16 protein-coding genes are annotated in these 17,040 nt (G+C 65.5%); 1 reads left to right on the top strand and 15 read right to left on the bottom strand.

Annotated features, from left to right (window positions below):
• Nucleotides 1-7: 7 nt before the first annotated feature.
• The 4 genes from CEY09_RS26915 to rpsP form a co-directional block, all read right to left on the bottom strand.
• A complete protein-coding gene (locus CEY09_RS26915) occupies nucleotides 8-694 on the bottom strand; it encodes a helix-turn-helix domain-containing protein (RefSeq protein WP_088590955.1) in 687 nt (228 codons plus the stop codon).
• A 110-nt stretch (nucleotides 695-804) separates the two neighbouring features.
• Nucleotides 805-1,653, bottom strand: coding sequence for a tRNA (guanosine(37)-N1)-methyltransferase TrmD (gene trmD / locus CEY09_RS26910; RefSeq protein WP_088590954.1), 849 nt, complete (start codon nucleotides 1,651-1,653; stop codon nucleotides 805-807).
• Nucleotides 1,653-2,270 (bottom strand): ribosome maturation factor RimM, encoded by a 618-nt coding sequence (gene rimM / locus CEY09_RS26905; RefSeq protein WP_006224006.1) that lies wholly within the window; start codon nucleotides 2,268-2,270, stop codon nucleotides 1,653-1,655. Before rimM ends, trmD begins: the two co-directional genes overlap by 1 nt.
• 84 nt (nucleotides 2,271-2,354) lie before the next feature.
• Nucleotides 2,355-2,615 carry a 30S ribosomal protein S16 gene (gene rpsP, locus CEY09_RS26900; RefSeq protein WP_006224007.1) on the bottom strand — a complete coding sequence of 87 codons (261 nt, stop codon included), beginning with the start codon at nucleotides 2,613-2,615 and terminating at the stop codon, nucleotides 2,355-2,357.
• Between the two features lie 436 nt (nucleotides 2,616-3,051).
• On the opposite strand from rpsP, the gene CEY09_RS26895 reads away from it, so the two are divergent.
• Complete coding sequence (locus CEY09_RS26895; RefSeq protein ID WP_088590953.1) at nucleotides 3,052-3,633, top strand: hypothetical protein; 582 nt, start codon at nucleotides 3,052-3,054, stop codon at nucleotides 3,631-3,633.
• 90 nt (nucleotides 3,634-3,723) lie between these two features.
• Here CEY09_RS26895 and CEY09_RS26890 read toward each other — a convergent pair whose 3' ends face one another.
• The 11 genes from CEY09_RS26890 to CEY09_RS26840 form a co-directional block, all read right to left on the bottom strand.
• A complete protein-coding gene (locus CEY09_RS26890) occupies nucleotides 3,724-3,993 on the bottom strand; it encodes a sulfurtransferase TusA family protein (protein ID WP_006224009.1) in 270 nt (89 codons plus the stop codon).
• Nucleotides 3,993-6,617 carry an alanine--tRNA ligase gene (alaS, locus tag CEY09_RS26885; RefSeq protein WP_088590952.1) on the bottom strand — a complete coding sequence of 875 codons (2,625 nt, stop codon included), beginning with the start codon at nucleotides 6,615-6,617 and terminating at the stop codon, nucleotides 3,993-3,995. Before alaS ends, CEY09_RS26890 begins: the two co-directional genes overlap by 1 nt.
• Before the next feature lie 78 nt (nucleotides 6,618-6,695).
• Nucleotides 6,696-7,688: a prepilin gene (locus CEY09_RS26880; RefSeq protein WP_234818416.1), complete on the bottom strand. Its 993-nt coding sequence runs from the start codon at nucleotides 7,686-7,688 to the stop codon at nucleotides 6,696-6,698.
• 86 nt (nucleotides 7,689-7,774) lie between these two features.
• Nucleotides 7,775-8,392, bottom strand: coding sequence for a type 4 pilus major pilin (locus CEY09_RS26875; RefSeq protein WP_088590950.1), 618 nt, complete (start codon nucleotides 8,390-8,392; stop codon nucleotides 7,775-7,777).
• A 31-nt stretch (nucleotides 8,393-8,423) separates the two neighbouring features.
• The gene (locus CEY09_RS26870) at nucleotides 8,424-9,515 is read right to left on the bottom strand and encodes a general secretion pathway protein (RefSeq protein WP_088590949.1); all 1,092 of its coding nucleotides are present in this window, start codon (nucleotides 9,513-9,515) and stop codon (nucleotides 8,424-8,426) included.
• Nucleotides 9,512-11,248: an ATPase, T2SS/T4P/T4SS family gene (locus CEY09_RS26865; protein ID WP_088590948.1), complete on the bottom strand. Its 1,737-nt coding sequence runs from the start codon at nucleotides 11,246-11,248 to the stop codon at nucleotides 9,512-9,514. The genes CEY09_RS26870 and CEY09_RS26865 overlap by 4 nt, the downstream gene beginning before the upstream one ends.
• Entirely contained in the window at nucleotides 11,245-11,742 is a 498-nt protein-coding gene (locus CEY09_RS32055) for a hypothetical protein (RefSeq protein ID WP_143219582.1), read from the bottom strand. The genes CEY09_RS26865 and CEY09_RS32055 overlap by 4 nt, the downstream gene beginning before the upstream one ends.
• Entirely contained in the window at nucleotides 11,729-13,048 is a 1,320-nt protein-coding gene (locus CEY09_RS26855; protein ID WP_234818415.1) for a type IV pilus inner membrane component PilO, read from the bottom strand. The genes CEY09_RS32055 and CEY09_RS26855 overlap by 14 nt, the downstream gene beginning before the upstream one ends.
• 9 nt (nucleotides 13,049-13,057) lie before the next feature.
• Nucleotides 13,058-14,632, bottom strand: a complete 1,575-nt coding sequence (locus tag CEY09_RS26850) for a hypothetical protein (protein WP_377785584.1) — start codon at nucleotides 14,630-14,632, stop codon at nucleotides 13,058-13,060.
• Between the two features lie 35 nt (nucleotides 14,633-14,667).
• Entirely contained in the window at nucleotides 14,668-15,483 is an 816-nt protein-coding gene (locus CEY09_RS26845) for a TrbG/VirB9 family P-type conjugative transfer protein (RefSeq protein ID WP_088590944.1), read from the bottom strand.
• A 214-nt stretch (nucleotides 15,484-15,697) separates the two neighbouring features.
• Nucleotides 15,698-17,038: an extracellular solute-binding protein gene (locus tag CEY09_RS26840; protein ID WP_088590943.1), complete on the bottom strand. Its 1,341-nt coding sequence runs from the start codon at nucleotides 17,036-17,038 to the stop codon at nucleotides 15,698-15,700.
• Between the last annotated feature and the right edge of the window lie 2 nt (nucleotides 17,039-17,040).

The raw sequence follows: 17,040 nt of genomic DNA, 5'->3' as shown, positions 1-17,040 counted from the left end.
AATGCGCTTAGGGCGCCTGTTGCGTGTCGTCCCCCGCAGGTTGAGTAATGTTGGAGATGGCCCAGATGACCTCGGTCGTCTGCGACCCGGGATTGCGCCAGCGACGCGGCGTGCTGCTGGCATAGCAAAAACTGTCGCCTTCATTGAGCAGCATGACTCGGTCGCCCACCCACAACTCCAGCGAGCCCTTGAGCACCACGCCGATCTGCTCGCCCTGCCCCGTCACGAATAGCTCCTGACCGGTCGAGCCGCCGGGCTCGATGGTGGCGCGGCACAGGTCCATGCTGCGGCACGCTGGCGGCGTGTACATCTCTTTGCTGATGCCCTTTTCGCTCAGATCGATATAGCGGTGCGTGCCCGCGCGGGCGACGCGGCCGCCGTCCTCGCTTTGCGTGTGCTCGGCGTTGCGCAGCAGCGAATTCACGGAAACGTTGAATTCGCGGGCCAGCAGGTGCAGAACCTTTACCGACGCGGAACTCAGGCCACGTTCGATCTGGCTCAACAAGCCCAGCGACATGCCGCAAGCGCGGGCCACTTCGGCCAGCGAACGCCCCTGTTGCTTGCGCAGCTGGCGCAGTTGCTGGCCCAGCCACAGGTCCACGGCGGATTCCGGCCTGCCCGCCAGCGCGCTTGCCGGTGGCGGCAAGGCAGCGCGGCGCTCAGGGCTGGAACGGCCAGTAGGGGATTGACTCATATGAAAATTTCATTTGCATGTAATTTTCAATACTAAGGAGCAGCCAGAACGCCCACAACCTAGGAACATCCCTAGCGGTTGCGGACCGGATCAGGCAGGGAAACCGCTGCTCAGGACGCCTCGGGCGTCTTGGGCGGCTGAGGGGGCTTGGCCGACGGTTTGCGCCGGCGTTTGGGCGCGTCGGCAGCGGGGTCGTACGTGCCGGCCAATTCGGCCAGGTAGCGTTCGTCTGCCTTGTTCAGCCAGCCCTTGGCGCGGGCAGATTCGATCAGCTCGGGACGCCGGGCGGCCGTCAGCGCAAGCGAGCGCTCGCGTCGCCAGCGGGCGATGTTGGCGTGGTGACCGCTTAGCAGCGGCGCGGGCACGGATTCGCCCTCATAGACTTCGGGTCGCGTGTAATGCGGGCTGTCCAGCAAGCCGGACAAGGTGTCGTTGAACGAATCCTGCAAGGCGGAATCGCCATCGTTCAACACGCCGGGCAAGAGGCGCACGGCGGCGTCGATTACCGCGAGGGCGGCGATCTCTCCGCCGGACAGCACGAAGTCGCCCAACGAGATCTCATGCGTGACGCAGCGTTCAATGAAACGCTGGTCCACGCCTTCGTAGCGGCCGCAAATCAGGATGATCCCGTCGCTTGCAGCCAATGTTTCGGCACTCGCTTGATCGTAGCGCTGACCAACAGGCGCCAGCAGCGCCACGGGCGCAGGGCCCAGGCCAAGCGCCGCGCGCGCTTGCTGGGCGGCATTGACAGCGGCTTCCAAAGGCGCCGCCATCATTACCATTCCGGGGCCGCCGCCATAAGGGCGGTCGTCCACGGTGCGATGGACGCCCTGCGTGAAATCACGGGGATTCCAGGCGTGCAAGGACCACCGGCCCTGGGCATGCGCCCGGCCGGTGACACCCAGATCGCGCACCACCCCGAACATTTCGGGAAAGAGCGTAATGACGTCAAATCGCATCAAAGATCCGCCGGCCAGTCGCTGTCTATGCGGCGAGCAGCCAAATCGACGGCGTGTATGTGCGCGCGTACGAACGGAACAAGCATTTCGGCGGGTCGGCCTTTGGCGTTCAGGATAGGCTCGGGCCCTTCGGCCCCCACCTTCTGGCACAAGACCTTCAAAACGGCGTGAGCGCCGTTATCAAGGACTTCGTCCACCACGCCAATCAGCGCGGGTTCACCGGCGGCGCTGGTATACAGCGAACATCCGATGAGGTCGACCCAGTAGTATTCGTCTTCCTTGGGCGCGGGAAAAGAACCGCGCGGCGCTTGCACGGAGTATCCGCGCAAGGCTTCCGCCTGATCGCGATCCGCAATGCCTGCCAGCTGGGCCACCACGGTGGCGCCCTGCGAACGGACTTGCAGAACCTTGATTGCGACAGGCGCAGACGCGACAGCGCCCCGCGCCAATTCAGGCACAGGGCGAGTCAACCACCATTGAGACGCTGAGAGCAGCACTTCGGCATTGGCCGAATGTGGCTGCACCTTAACCCAGCCTTTCACACCGTAGGCTGCACTGATGCGGCCCAGCTCGATCAAATCCGTAGGCGCCGCGTTAGAGGTTGCGGCATCAGACATGTATCGCGCTCTTCGTAATGATGAAACAGCTAAGAATGGTAGCTTTACAGCTGAACTAACGGCTTGGCTGTACGACGCAGGCAATTAAGCTGCGGCGGAAACCTTGGCCGAGTAGTCCTTGACCAGACGCTCGACAGCGGGCGACAGTTGCGCGCCAGTGCCGGTCCAGTACTGCACGCGATCCAGCGCAATGCGCAGGTTTTCCGTGCCTTCGCTAGCTACGGGGTTGTAGAAACCCACGCGCTCGATGAAGCGGCCGTCGCGACGGTTACGCGAATCGGTGGCCACCAGGTTGTAAAACGGACGCTTCTTGGACCCACCGCGGGCCAGGCGAATCACCACCATAGGTAATCCCTTGAATTAGTTGTGAAAAACGGGAAATTCTAGCACTTAAACAAGCCGGCTGGCAAATGCAGGTGCTGAATCAGTCGTGGCGGCGCAATTTGTATCCTAAAACACCACATCCGGGTATTCTACAAATACGGGCCGGAGCCCGCCGCAGGTGAAAGTGTAGCCCCCAGCCGCGCTTCGCGCCTGCATTTGTGCGGTTGAACCTGAGTGCGTGTGAAGAATAACCCGATTGGAGAGATCGGTTTTATGTCGACCTGCGCAAGACCTGGCGCTTTGCTCCCCCTGGCTACGCCGCTACGGCGCCGCCTTTCTGCTGCTTTCAAGCCCTCGTCCTGAGGGTGGACCATCCCCCCTTTTTCCTTCCCCGGTTTTCCCCGCGTTTTTTCCGTGTTTTTTCCCAACACTTCCTCTATTGGAGAGGTGCCACACCATGAAGAACCAGAAATCCGTCTTCGCCCCCGTCGCGCGCCTTGCTCTGACCGGCCTGCTGCTGGGCACGCTGGCAATGCCGCTTGCGGCCTCCGCCCGTGTCGTAGGCGCGGCATTGACCACCGCTTCGGGCAAGGTCACGGCCGTTGACCCCGCGACCCGCACCATCACGCTGCAAGGCGCCAACGGTAATACCGTGGACGTGCTGGCAGGCCCGGAAGTCCGTAACTTCCAACAGATCAAGCCGGGCGACACGCTGACGCTGGACTATTACGAGTCCGTCGCGGTCGATGTGCGCCCGGCCGGTTCGGGCGCCCCCGAAGTGGTGACCGAGACCGCCGCCAACCGCAGCGCCAAGGGCGCCAAGCCGGGCGGTGCAGTGGGCCGCCAGACGACGATCACCGCCGAGATCTGGCACATCAACAAAAGCGCCAACCTGGTCACGCTGAAAGGCCCTCAAGGCGGCATGCGCACGATCCAGGTGAAAGACCCCGCCCTGCAGGCACGCCTACAGCAGCTCAAGGAAGGCGATCTGGTGGACTTCACCATCACCCAGGCCGTCGCGGCAGCCATCCACAAGTAAGCACGCCCGCGTCGACGAAAAAAGGCCCGCACGAAGCGGGCCTTTCTATTGGTGCAGAGTGCGCCGCCATGCCGCGGCCCGTCTTGAGGATCAGCGCCGGCGCAGGTAATGCACGCCGCGGCCGTCATCCTCTTGCTGCAAGACCAGCGTGTTGCCGGTTTGCCGAGCAAAAGCCTGGAAGTCGCGGATGGCGTTGCGGTCCGTCGTAATGACGCGCAATACCTCGCCGCTGGCCATCTGCGCCAACGCCTTCTTGGCGCGCAAAATGGGCAACGGGCAAGTCAGGCCGCTGGCATCCACTTCCTGTTCGAAAGCAGGCGCTTGCGCGCCCGCATCGAGGCCGGTATCCGCGCCGCCCATCAGAGACGCTCGCCCACCCACTTCTGCACACCGGCGATCGCCGCAGGCAAGGCAGCGAGGTCGGTGCCACCGCCCATGGCCATGTCGGGGCGGCCGCCGCCCTTGCCGCCCACCTGGCTGGCCACAAAGCCCACCAGGTCGCCGGCCTTGATGCGATCGGTCAGGTCAGCCGTGACACCACCCACCACGCTGATCTTGCCATCGGCCGAGCCGGTGGCAAGCAGCACGACGGCCGGCTTCAGGCGGTCTTTCAGGTTGTCGACCATGCCGCGCAAGGCCTTCGGATCCACGTCGCCGATGCTGGCGGCCAGGACCTTGATGCCCTTGACGTCCACCGCAGCAGTGGTGGCGAGGTCGTTGCCCGCGCTGGCGGCCAGCTTGTTGCGCGATTGTTCCAGGTCTTTTTCCAGCGCCTTGACCTGATCCTGCACCTGCGCGATGCGGGCCGGCACATCGGCCGGCGTGCTGCGCAGCATGCCCGCGATCTGGGTCAGCAAGGCGTTCTGGTTCTGCACCCAAGCCAGCGCGTTGTCGCCGGTGATGGCCTCGATACGGCGCACACCCGCGGCCACGCCGCCTTCGGAAACGATCTTGAACAGGCCGATATCGCCCGTGCGGCTGACGTGCGTACCGCCGCAGAGTTCGCGCGAGAAGCCGATGTCCAACACCCGCACGGTATCGCCGTACTTTTCACCGAACAGCGCCATGGCGCCGCCCTTGACCGCATCGTCGTAGGCCATGACCTGGGCCACGGTGGGCTGGTTGGCCAGCACTTCGGCGTTGACGATGGCCTCGACGCGCGCGATCTGTTCGGCGGTCATCGGCGCGTCTTGCGCGAAGTCGAAACGGGTCTTGTCGGCGTCCACCAGCGAGCCGCGTTGCTGCACGTGCGCGCCCAGCACCTGGCGCAAGGCCTTGTGCATCAGGTGGGTGGCCGAGTGGTTGCGGACCGTGCGGGCGCGGCGGACCGCATCAACACGGGCCAGCAGGGTGTCGCCCACGGACAGCGAACCGGATTCCAGCACGCCATGGTGGCCGAAAACGCCTGCCTGGATCTTCAGGGTGTCGGCGACGGCGAAGCGCACGCCGTCCGCTTCCAGCAAGCCCGTGTCGCCGACCTGGCCGCCCGACTCCGCATAGAACGGGGTGGCGTCCAGCACGACCACGGCGCTTTGGCCGGCCTTCACTTCCTGCACCTGGGTGCCGTCCACGTACAAGGCGGTGACCTTGACGTTGTACAGCTCCAGCTTTTCATAGCCTTCGAAGCGCGTGTCGGCGCCTTCGTAGCTGAGGCCTTCGGCCATCTTGAACTTGCCGGCGGCGCGAGCCTGGTCGCGCTGGCGTTCCATGGCGACCTCGAAGCCGGCCATGTCGATCTCGACTTCGCGTTCGCGGCAGATGTCGGCGGTCAGGTCAACCGGGAAACCGTAGGTGTCGTACAGCGTGAACAGCGTGTTGCCGTCGAGCACGCCGCCCTTGGCCACATTGGCCAGGGCCGTGTCCAGGATGCGCATGCCGTGTTCCAGCGTTTCGCCGAAACGCTCTTCTTCCTGCTTGAGCACCTGGGCCACGCGGTCGGCCATGGCGGCCAGTTCCGGATAGGCCTCACCCATTTCGGCGACCAGATCCGGCACCAGACGGTGGAAGAACGGCTTGGTCTGGCCCAGCTTGTAGCCGTGACGCAACGCGCGGCGCACGATGCGGCGCAACACATAGCCGCGGCCTTCGTTGCTGGGGATCACGCCGTCCACGATCAGGAACGAGCAGGCGCGGATGTGGTCCGCGATGACCTTGAGCGAATTGTTTTCCAGATCTTTGATGCCAGTTTCGCGAGCGGCAGCGTGGATCAGTTTCTGGAAAAGATCGATTTCGTAGTTGGAATGCACGCCCTGCAGAACAGCGGCGATACGCTCCAGGCCCATGCCGGTATCGACACAGGGGCGCGGCAGGCGCGGCATGTTGCCGGCAGCGTCGCGCTCGAACTGCATGAACACCAGGTTCCAGATCTCGATGTAGCGGTCGCCGTCTTCCTCAGGCGATCCGGGGGGGCCGCCCCAGATTTCCGGGCCGTGGTCGAAGAAGATTTCCGAGCACGGGCCGCACGGGCCGGTATCGGCCATCTGCCAGAAGTTGTCGGAGGCGTAGCGCGCGCCCTTGTTGTCGCCGATGCGGATGATGCGCTCGGTCGGCACGCCGACTTCCTTGGCCCAGATGTCATAGGCCTCGTCGTCTTCCTGGTACACGGTGACCCAGAGCTTTTCGGCCGGCAGCTTGTAGACCTGCGTCAGCAGTTCCCAGGCGTACTGGATGGCATCACGCTTGAAGTAGTCGCCGAAGCTGAAGTTGCCCAGCATTTCGAAGAACGTATGGTGGCGGGCGGTGTAGCCCACGTTCTCCAGGTCGTTGTGCTTGCCGCCGGCGCGCACGCTGCGCTGCGACGACGTGGCGCGCGTGTACGACCGCGATTCCTTGCCGGTGAAGACGTCCTTGAACTGGACCATGCCTGAATTGGTGAAGAGCAGGGTCGGGTCGTTGCCGGGGACGAGCGACGACGAAGGAACAATGGTGTGCCCCTTCGACTGGAAGAATTGCAGGAACTGGCGGCGAATCTCAGAGGATTTCATCGTGGATGACGCAGGATTTAGGCGAATCTTTGATTATAGAGGGTTGGCGGAAAAGCGCGGAACGAAGGGGCGGCAAGGCTAACGGACGCAGACATAGCCGGTTGTCCAGCCCTCGGTTTCGGTCCATTTCCCGCCCGCCGACACGATAACGGGCTGGTAGGCCGCGGGACACGAACAATCTCCCGTGCGCGGATTCGCCGTCGATTGGCCGGAATAATGCCGGCATCCGAACCGGTTGTTGGTGCTGAATGCGCCGCCGAAGCCGCCGCTGGCGGGTTGCCAGACGCCGGATTGGCACGCCAGCAACTCGCCCGCGTTCGTGCTGGCCATGGTGCCGTTGACCAGGCCGCACGCATGCCCCGGAAGGCCGCGCGCCCCCACGCTGAGGTAGGCACCCGCGGCCACAGAGGCCGCAACGCTCAACGACCCGGCGAGCGTGGGATCGCGCGCATCGCCAATGCGAACAAAGGGTTCCAGGTCGGGGAAAGCCGGTGCGGGATCCGACCCTAGTTCGGACCCCGCCCCCGCCCAAAGCGCCAGCGTGCCGGGCGCATAGGTGGGCGCGCCCGGCATGAGCGGATTGCTGAAGCTGAATGCGGCGCCCCGGGCCTGCGCCGGCGTCTCGGGCCAGACGGCGCCGCCATAGCCGCCCGCGGCTTCGATGACGGATGCCAGACTGACCAGGTCTGGCGACCGTGTCCCCGGTTTCAACACCGGCGTGGCGCTATAGACCAGGGCATCGATCCGGCATCGCTCGCCCGGGCAGCCCCCTCCTCTTAGCACCCGGACCTGCGCGCCGAAGCCCAGGGCCGAGTTTTCGGGGAAGTCGGCCGGCAGGTGCGCCAGGGCGCGCAATTCCGCCACGGTGGGCGATAGCGGATCCGCGAACAGCGCTGCGCCCGTGTGGTCGAGCGGCACAGCCCCTTTGGCCAGCGCGTCAAAATGACGCGCAAGCATGCCTGCGGCCGCCTGCCGGACCTGCGCCATCCACACGCCCGCCGAGCGCGCCGCGGCATCCTCGATCCGTTGGACGAGCTGATTGGAACCCCAAAGGGCGAGCAGAGAGGTCAAGGCCAACGCGAGCGCCAGACCCGCCAATGAATAGCCACCCTGGCGCCGTCGACGAGCCACGGCGCAGTGGGGCAGGGAGACGCGCGTCATCTGGCGGTGAACATGAAAGTGTTGACCTCGCCCTGGCTGCATAGGGCCTGGGCTTGCGCGGCACGGTATGGCACGGCGGGCGTCGCAAGCGTGTCTTTCACGATTTTGGCGCCGGAACTGCCTCCGATCGAAATGGTTTCCGAGACCCGCTGCATGACGGAAGCCAGCGCCGGGCAGGCGGCATGGCTGACGTTGGTCAGCGTAAGCGTGAATGCGGAGCCTAGCCCTGCGCCGCCCAAGGCTGCGGCAGCGACCTCGACGACGCCGTTGCGGCCCGATCCGCTACCACCCAGGCCATGCGTGATGCGCGCAGAGGCCCCTGCGCCTTGCACGGCCAGCACGCTGGAGTCGCGCATGGCGTTGGCCAAAGCACCGGTATCCAGCCCGGTATAGGGTGTGACGCCTCCGCCCTGGGCATTGATTTTCATGCTGGCGACAAAGCGCTGAAGCTCTTCGCCGACCTTGGGCACCTTGTTCTCGATGACATAAGCCCCGATCGCTGGGATGCCGACGATCGCGATCAACAAGACGATCGCGGTCACGATGGACACCTCCATCAAGGAAAATCCCCGCTGGCGCGCAGCGCCGACATGGACTTGATTCACCTGTTGCATGATTACCTCCGTTAAGTGAAACAGGACACTGCTATTGGCTTGCATAGAAGTTGGTGAGAGCGCGGCGCAGTTCATCCATGGCGGCGTAGTGCCAGAGCGTGACGCCAAGCACGGTCGCCAACGAGGCGATCAGCAGCACCCATCGCAACGCGGCTGCCTGGCGGCGGACTCTGACCAGCAACTGCGATTCGACGCGATGCCGGACCCGCGCCAGTCCGGTCTCCAGCCCGAGTGCATCGATCATGTCGGCCAGGTACCACCACGTTTGCTCGTCCAGCAGCCCCGTGCTGAATATCTCGGGACCGCTGGCGCCGCCGTCCAGACGGCCCAGCATGGATTGGAGATGCGCATGCATCCACGGCCGCGCATCCCGCGCCTGGACTGCCAACGCGTGGCGCAAGCGGGTATCGGCCGCGCCGTGCTGTCGGACCAGCACCGACAGCAGGCAAAGAAAGCGGATTGCCTGGAAATCACGATAGAGCCGCCACAGCAGCCAGCGGTCGAGTCCCGCGCGGAAAGTGCCTGCGACGTTCGGAAGCGACCATAAGCTCAGCAAGACCATGCCCACGCCCAGCACCAGCCACAGCAGCAACCATTGCCGCAACCCCTGGGCCAAGGCAAACAGCCCGCGTGTCAGACGCCCGTAGTCCTCTGCAGGCACCATCTGAAAAACCTGCTGCAAACGCGGCACGCTGAAGTAAGGGATCGCGCACAACAGGGCAAGCGCCACAGCGGCGGCCGCCACGCCGGCCGCGCCCGCCGATACCACGGCAAACCAGGCATCTCCGCCCAGCCGGACTGCGCGGGCCAAGTCGCGCAGCGCCTCCGCCAGATCCCCCCCCTCTTCCTGGACACAGCTCAGCAGAAGACATTCTTCGGCAGGCAGCGTGCCGGACCACGCCATACCAAGGTCACCCCCCGCCTCCAGGTAGGCACCGGCCCAGTGGTGCGACAGACGCCCCCGCACGGTGCGCCGCCCGTAGCGGCGCGCATCGTCATCGAAAATGTCGCGCAAGCTCTTGCGCCCTTGTGTTCCTTCAACAAGGTCCGCCAGATACTCGTAATAGTCCGCGCGCTGGGTGCGGAAGCGCAGCGCATCCAGGGCAAGCAAATGGGTGTTCATGCCGGCCCCCCTCGCCCGGCGAGCGCCCCCACAGGCCTCACGCGCACAGTGTGCGGTGAGACGGCGAGATCGAAACGGCGCAGCAACACCCGAGGGTCGACTTCTCCGGCATTCACTTTGTGCAATGCGCAGTGCAGGGCCCGCAAGCCCTGCCCGTCCGCCTGGCGCCAACCGCCGGCCGCTTCCGGTCTTTCTCCCCACTGGGCAAGACCCAGGTTGTCGCGCTTGCGTACGCGCTCCAGGAAGCCGTCCACTCGCTCGGGTTCGATCAATTCGGCCGCGACGCTGCGCCCTGCCGTGCCGTTGAGCTCGGGCAATTGGGGCCGGCGGCAAGCGGCACACCCCGCTGTATTCCTGACCTTGAGCGCGTCGGCTTCCAGCTGGTACGCCCGCTGCAGCCAACCGGTCCAGGCCCGCCAATCCCGCAAGCCATCGGATGCTTGCGTATGCGCCAGCCACAAGCTGTCCACCGGTAATGCGCAGGCTGCGCACAAGCGGGGCAGCAGCGTTTGATAGACCAGCAGCTTCAGAATGCCTGGCGTGGCAAGAAAGTCACGTGACACGCCGATCGCATCCGAAGCAAGACGCTCCGGAATCAGGGCTGCCGCGCCCGCGTGCGTGGTGGCATACAAACTGACGCCCGAGCCGGCAAGATCCATGAAGGCGCGGCCGGTATCGACATCGCGGATTTCACCGATCAGCAGATCGTTCATGGCCGAGCGTTTGATGGTCTTGAGCTTGGCGTCGAACGCCGGCCAAGCGGATTCGGCCAACGCGCTTCCCAGCGTGTTCTGCAAGGCATTGGCAATGACATATTCGACCGGGTCTTCCAGCGTGATGACTTTACGGGTGACGGCGATGCCGCGCATCAGCGTCGCAATGGTGGTGGACTTGCCCGACCCCACGACGCCCGCCAGCACGATGGCCCCCCCTTCGCGTTCGCGCGCGCGCAGCAAGGTCTCGATCTGCGCAGGCAGGTAGCCGAGCGCATGCAGGTCGCCATCGGCGGCGGCGTCCAGGCGCAAGATGCGCAGGCAGACCGACGGCCCCGCATCGGTAGCCAGAGACGCCCAACGAAGCACAAGCGGGACAGTGTCCACATCAAGCGCGATGCGTCCCTGCTGCTCGAGAGCCGGATCGAACACGGCGCCATTGCCGCCGCGCACGTCCATCCATGCCACCGCTAACACCTCGAGCAGGGTCGTATTGGACAAGCCGGAGAACCGCTCGGTGGTGACGTATTCACCGTTGATGGTGTAGCGGATGTCGCAAGCCTCGCGACGGCGGTTCACGTTGATGTGCACGTCGCTCGCGCCTTGGACGACGCCCCACCGCACGATGTCCAAAAAGAGCGCCGCCAGCGCAGAGGTGCGCTCGACTTGCCGCCCCGCGCCCTGGGAGGCAAGCCCTGCCGCCGTCAATTGCCCGCGGGCGACCATCAGCAGCAAGGGCGCCGGCAGCGCGTATCGGGACGGTTGCGCCAACCGGTATCCTCCCGAACGCACCAGGCGCTCGACCTCGTCGATGGGATCGCCCTGCAGGTATTCCTTGACGGCGAAGATGGTCACATCGCCGCTTTCCAGCAGCACGGGGCATAACCGGCCGGCCAATGCGGCCAGATCGAATTCCCGGGCCAAGGCGCGGGCAAAGGCCGGTACCAGGCGGGAAATGTCGTCGGCGGTATGCAGCTCGCGGGGCAGCAGGGTTTGCGTCGCCGTTGCCAGGGCGTTCATGGCTCTACCCTTCCCGCCGTCAGGCAGGCGGTATGGTCTGCGGCGTCCCGGCGCAAGCGCACGCAGGCACCTTCGATGGAAAGCAGTTGATAAGCACCTGCCGAGACCTGCCCCGCAACGGGTGCGGCACGGCCCGCCTGGTAGCGCAGCAATGCACCATTGACGACAACGTCGGCGCTAAGCCGCCTGGCCAGCCCGAATATCGCGGCTACCCGGATATCATCCTGCCGCCGGACCATGGGCTCGCCGGCGACGACCGGTGCCGCACCAGCGGGGCAAATGCCCGGTATCCGGCAATCGGCTAACGCGGCGGCGGCATCGGCGCGCAACAGCGTGCGCACGGTTTCTACTTCTGGCCATTCTTGCGCGGCTTCGGATTGCGGCGGCAATGCCTGGGCCGCCGCAGCGGACACAGGGGAAAAACCCACGGCCAGGACCCAAGCGGCACCACGCGCGAAGGCCGCGCGGCCGGATGCAAAATCATTCCTGCTCATACAGTTCTCCGTGCAATTCGGCGACCAGCGTGCTGGCAACCAGGCTGGGCTGGCGTTGCGGCTGCACATCCAGCGTCAGGCGCGACCACCGCACTGCGGGAAGCGGCCCGGGTAACAACGCGAATGAACGCAATGGCCCGGCCATACGCAAGGCGCGGCGTCGGATGGCCGGCGGGACCGGCGCCGGGAACGCAGGCGATTCCGTCGTGAGCGACGGCGGTAGCGGCAATGCGACCGCCGGATCCAATGCGACGGATGCGAACGCCGGCTGCAAGCGCTGAAGCGCCGCGACCAGTTCGGTATCCATGCGCAACGCGCTGGGCAGCGCCAAACGCGCCAAAGACACGGCATCCGACGCCACCCGCCAGGACAGCGTGGCTTCGTCCAGCGGTTTGAAGGACACGTGCCAGCCGGGAGGCAACCGGGCGTGCAGCAACTGGTTCGTGGCGAACGGATGCGCCCGGGTGTAGCGCGCGGAACAGTTCCAGGCCCTTGGCCCGGCATCGCATTGCGCGTGGCGCAGCGCCCACCCCTGCACCTGGATGGGCAGCTTCCCTACGGCACCCAGCAAACGCAAGAGATCCGCAGGTGCATGCGTAGGCGTCGCTTCCAGCATTGCCAGATAGGGATCCACCGGTTCTGCCGTCGCGTGATCAAGCATTTCCGGATTGCGCGAGAAGATCCACGTCGACAAGCCATTCCAGAGCGGCGGCAGAGCCGCCGACAACGCCACGCATATCAGAAACAGACGTAAGGCAAGCGGCATCGCGGCCCACCGGGACGGCAGCGCCGCCAGCCGTGCGCCGGGCTGCACGGCCTGCTGCAATGCGGCCCACACCGCGTCGGCATCGTGCTCTGGCAAGGCGGGACGTTGCTCCCGCAAGCGCGCATGCGCATCCAAGGCATCGCGGTGCGAGGCAAACACCTTGTCCGCCTGTGACAGCACGCTGCCATCTTGCGCCGCGGCCAACCAATAGCGCCCTTCCGGAAGCGGGACCAGGCACATGCCGCCTTCGGGATACCGCAATGCGTAGAGTTGCGCGGCGGCCTGGATATGCGGTGTGTGTCGTCGCCGAGATGCCGTTGCCGGCGAACCCCGGCGCCATGACGAAAGCGTCCGGCCATACCCGGCTACCGTCGCGGGCGAACCGCCGACGACGAGGTGGGTCGCCCGCAGCCGCCGACCGCGGGCGCGCGCCAATCCGGCAACATCGGAGCCGATCAGCACCTGCCAGCTCAGGCCGAATGCCAGCTTGCGGTCAGCGCCTGCGCAATCAACCAGAATGAAATGGGGGGCTCGATTCATGGCGGGCCCTCAATAGCCTTCTTCGACCTGCGCCGTCACCAGCACCAGGGTGGTCTCGCGTTCCTGGCCGGCGCTATCCTGGCCGCCAGTGATCAGCGGCAGGCCCGGCGCCAGGCGTTGACGATCATGCTGGTCCTGGCTGCGGTCGAAACCGGACAGGATGACGGGCAGACCTGGCCGCAACTCGATCTGCTGAACGGTGCCGTTGCCATCGATCGTGATCTGCTGGACCTGGACCTGATTGCCGCGCTCTCCGAAGGTAATGGTCTTCAGCGGTTGCGCCACGGCGTTGTCATAGGCGACGGACAAGAGGATCTGCCCGTCTTCCTGGATGTCAGGCAACAGCGTCAGGAACGAGCCGACGGTTTCCTCCTTCTGCGTGATCGACACCGCGGGCAGCGAACCATTGGCACCGCCAGCCGTCGTGCCCGGGACGGCGGTGCTCTGCACCCGATCGATATAGGAAAACGTGGTCCGGATCGCATGCGTGACCGGCCGGCGGTTCAAGGTCAGGACGGGAACCTTGCGGTGGCGCACGATCGCGCCCATCGTGCTGAGCGCCGAGACGACCGCGCGCGATCCGTCGAACGGCCCCCGATCGACACCGGCCTCGAGCATGCCCGCGCCCAGCGGGGCAGCCCCGGGCAAGGCTAGGCGCGCCGATGCGCCCGCCGCGGCGTAGAGCGCATTCCAGTCCACGCCGCCCGACGCCGATTGTTTGAGGATGACGGTGATTTCCTCGAAGACGAGCCGCACGCGGCGCGTCATCGCCTTGTTCTCGCGCTCGAGAAAGTGCGCGACGCGTTCCAGGGCCTCGGGCGTGTCCGTGACTACCAATGACGACGCGCCGTCCACGGCATCCGCGACGAGGCCCGAGCGTGTCAGGAAGGGGACGATGCTGGCGCGCAGAACCGCTAACGCGTTGTGCTCCTTCGCCGACAAGGTGGTGTTGGAGGTGCTTTCAAAGCCCTCACCGTCTTCGCTACCCGAGCGGCCCAAGCGCACATCGACCGCACTGGCCAGCGACAGCGCCCGCACATCGAACACGCGGGTTTCGGTGCGGTAGAACTCCAGTGCGTCTCGCACATAGCGCCAGTGCACCGAGAACCGGGCAGCCAACGCATCCAAAAGATCGGCCAGCGGCAAGGGCCCTTCCCGGACTTCAAGCCGTAGGGGGGGCGGCGCCGCCAGCCCCGTATCCACGGCAAGGCGCGGCAGGAACTGCTCAAGCGGGAGCAAGGCGTCGGGCCGCACTCGCACCGGGATGCCGGTGGCGGCACCCAGGCGTTGAGCCAGGGAGGAAAGATCCGCCTCGTCGGCCAGCATCAGTGTCGTGGGCACGTTTTCCCGCAACGCAGGCGGCAAAGACACGGCGCGCGCCAGCGGTTGTGGCTTGCCCGCGATCCAGGGCGCAGCGACTTCCTGCGCGGCGATGCGCGCCTGGCGGTCCGTCAAGCGGTCCGCGAATGCCTGATGGCGGCCTGCCAGCACCGCATGCCGCTGGTTCGCGGCTCGGGTCAGATCCGCCGCCTGGTCCGATGCCGCACAACCGCCCAACACCCCGTTCAACACCCCGCCCAGCATCCCGCACGCCGCCACGCACATCACGCGTTTGATCGTCATGCTCCGCCCCCTTGCAGTGATGCCGTGCGAGAGCAGGACTGGGCGAGCGGCACCACGCGCAGCACCTGGTTGCCGTAGAAGCAAGGTTGCAAGGGCTTCTCGGCCAGTTCGGTTGCACCGAGCAATTCGCGGACGGCGGACTTGAAGTCGCCCGAGAAATCCGCCGACGCGGACAACGGAATATCGACGTCCACCGCCCAATGCTGCGGCTGGAACGTCCACCCCGAACCCTCCGCCCAACGCGCCAGCACGGCGCGAAGCGTGGCGTCCGGCGGGGCCGCCCGGAATTGCGGAACCGACACGGCAGGCGGCGAGGATGTCACAGGTTCCGGCGCTGCGACCGCCGCCGGGCCATTGACGGCCAGCGGCCCCTCAGCGGCCAAGGCGCCGACGCCTGGCATGGCCACCGGCTCGGATTGCGCGGGCGCTGCCGCCATGTTCGCCAGGTCGTCCTCACGCTCCGCCCTTGCCGCCAAGCGGCCCCCGCGAAAGCGCAGCACGGCCCATTCGCCGTTCACGACCACATAAGGATGGCGGCGCACATAGGGCAAGGCATGTTCGCCGTCGCCCCGCACGCCGAAAACGGCGGGCAAGGCCTGGCCCGGCGCAAACTGCAGCCAGACTTCCTGGCCGTTATCGAACACCTGCACGGGCGCAACCGCGGGATCGCCCGACAGGCGCCAGTCAAATCGGAAGCCACCCGCGGCAGGCTCAGCCGTATGCCACGACGTGCCAGGGCCGCCATTGGCTGGCCAGCTTGTGCAAGCGCCCAGGCCGGACAGGCTTGCCACCAGGAAGAAGATTCGAACCATGCCTCACCGCAAGCAAAGGGCGCACCCGAAGCGGTACGCATGAACGGCATGGTGGACGACGGGCTGGCGCCCCGCCAGACTGGCATATACGCATGGATGCATTGATCCACCTTGCGCCAACGCGATCTGCGGACGAAAAAAAACCCGGTCGTGGGACCGGGTTCTTGCGGACGAAACCGGCAGGCGTCAGCGCTGCCGGTTCAAGCCAGGAGGATCAACGTTGCGTGGCGATGCTGCGCGCTTGGGTCGCCGCGTTGTTCAGGGCCGACACGGGCGGCACCTTGCCTTCAAAGGCATCGTTCAGTTGCTGGTTCAGCACGGGCTCGATGCGGTTGTAGTTTGCCATCCGGAAGCCACGGCTGTTGCTGGCCGGACGCGAGCTCATCGAAGCGATCACGGCTTGCGCGCCCGGGATGCTCTTGTAGAACGACACGTCGGACGCGCGGAATGCGGCTTCCGTCAGGGGCAGGAACCCCGTGCGCTGGTGCCATTCCGCGGCGATCACCGGCTTGGAAAGCCAGGCCAGGAATTGCGCCGTGGCTTTTTCTTCGGCCTGCGGACGACCTTCAAGCGCCCACAGGGCAGAGCCGCTGACAAACGGCTGGCCGGCGGTCTTGGTAGCCTGATCGTAGTAAGGCACCGGCGCCACGCCGAACGACAGCGACTTGGTGGTCAGGAAGGTACCGAAGGCGCCCGAATTGGCCGTCAGCACCGCGCATTCGCCCTTGGCGAACAGCTTGTCAGCCGAAGCGTCGCCCGTGTGCGCCATGAACAGCAGCGAACGCTTCCAGCTGACCATCAGCGAAATGTGGCGCATGTAGAGCGTGTCGAACTGCATGGCAGGCGCAGCGCTCTTCTTGGTGACCGCGTCCAGCCCGTTGTTGTTGCTGGTGAATTGCTGGCCGTTGATCGGCGCCAGGTTCTCCAGGTGCACGGTGACCTGGTCGCTGGAGGCGTAGGGGCAATCGATATCCGCCACGTCACGCAGTTTCAACAGTTCGGCCTGCAGACCGTTCCAGGTGCGGGCCGGATTGTTGGGATCGAGGCCCGCCTTCTTGTAGGCGGCGGTGTTGTAGAACATCACCGGCACCTCGGCCATCCAGGGGAAGGCCAGCAGACGGCCCTTGCCGTCGCGCGTGAAGCTGCTGGTGGCCGGCACGAACCAGTTCAGGTCCTTGATCGGGTACTTGGCCAGCAGTTCGTACATCGGCAGGATGGCCTTGTGCTGGGCCACGACTTCCGGCGAGTGGTTATCGGTCAGCTGCACCAGATTGGGCGCATTCTTAGCCTTGACGGCCGTGGCGGCCTCTTGCTCAAGCGCGTCCTGCGAGTTGAACCCGCGCAGCTTGACGCTGACCTGGTCCTGCTCTTTGTTGTATTGCTTGGCCAGCTTTTCGAACTCGGCCTTATTCGCGTCAGACAGCGTGTGCCAGACTTGGATTTCCACGGGAGCGGCGTTCGCCACGCCTGCCATTGCCATGGCGGCGCCAAACACCCATGCACGCCGGCTGGCGAACATCGCGCGGGCAACGCCCGCCAATTGCAGATTCTTCATAG

It is taken from the genome of Achromobacter marplatensis (assembly GCF_002209535.1).
Classification (GTDB): domain Bacteria; phylum Pseudomonadota; class Gammaproteobacteria; order Burkholderiales; family Burkholderiaceae_B; genus Achromobacter; species Achromobacter marplatensis.
Note: the sequence above shows the minus strand (reverse complement) of the source record. Positions and strands in the feature narration are given on the sequence as shown.

Coding starts and splice junctions, on each gene's coding strand:
- CEY09_RS26915 (WP_088590955.1), bottom strand. CDS start 694: ATGAGTCAATCCCCTACTGGCCGTTCCAGCCCTGAGCGCCGCGCTGCC.
- trmD (WP_088590954.1), bottom strand. CDS start 1,653: ATGCGATTTGACGTCATTACGCTCTTTCCCGAAATGTTCGGGGTGGTG.
- rimM (WP_006224006.1), bottom strand. CDS start 2,270: ATGTCTGATGCCGCAACCTCTAACGCGGCGCCTACGGATTTGATCGAG.
- rpsP (WP_006224007.1), bottom strand. CDS start 2,615: ATGGTGGTGATTCGCCTGGCCCGCGGTGGGTCCAAGAAGCGTCCGTTT.
- CEY09_RS26895 (WP_088590953.1), top strand. CDS start 3,052: ATGAAGAACCAGAAATCCGTCTTCGCCCCCGTCGCGCGCCTTGCTCTG.
- CEY09_RS26890 (WP_006224009.1), bottom strand. CDS start 3,993: ATGGGCGGCGCGGATACCGGCCTCGATGCGGGCGCGCAAGCGCCTGCT.
- alaS (WP_088590952.1), bottom strand. CDS start 6,617: ATGAAATCCTCTGAGATTCGCCGCCAGTTCCTGCAATTCTTCCAGTCG.
- CEY09_RS26875 (WP_088590950.1), bottom strand. CDS start 8,392: ATGCAACAGGTGAATCAAGTCCATGTCGGCGCTGCGCGCCAGCGGGGA.
- CEY09_RS26870 (WP_088590949.1), bottom strand. CDS start 9,515: ATGAACACCCATTTGCTTGCCCTGGATGCGCTGCGCTTCCGCACCCAG.
- CEY09_RS26865 (WP_088590948.1), bottom strand. CDS start 11,248: ATGAACGCCCTGGCAACGGCGACGCAAACCCTGCTGCCCCGCGAGCTG.
- CEY09_RS32055 (WP_143219582.1), bottom strand. CDS start 11,742: ATGAGCAGGAATGATTTTGCATCCGGCCGCGCGGCCTTCGCGCGTGGT.
- CEY09_RS26855 (WP_234818415.1), bottom strand. CDS start 13,048: ATGAATCGAGCCCCCCATTTCATTCTGGTTGATTGCGCAGGCGCTGAC.
- CEY09_RS26850 (WP_377785584.1), bottom strand. CDS start 14,632: ATGCTGGGCGGGGTGTTGAACGGGGTGTTGGGCGGTTGTGCGGCATCG.
- CEY09_RS26845 (WP_088590944.1), bottom strand. CDS start 15,483: ATGGTTCGAATCTTCTTCCTGGTGGCAAGCCTGTCCGGCCTGGGCGCT.
- CEY09_RS26840 (WP_088590943.1), bottom strand. CDS start 17,038: ATGAAGAATCTGCAATTGGCGGGCGTTGCCCGCGCGATGTTCGCCAGC.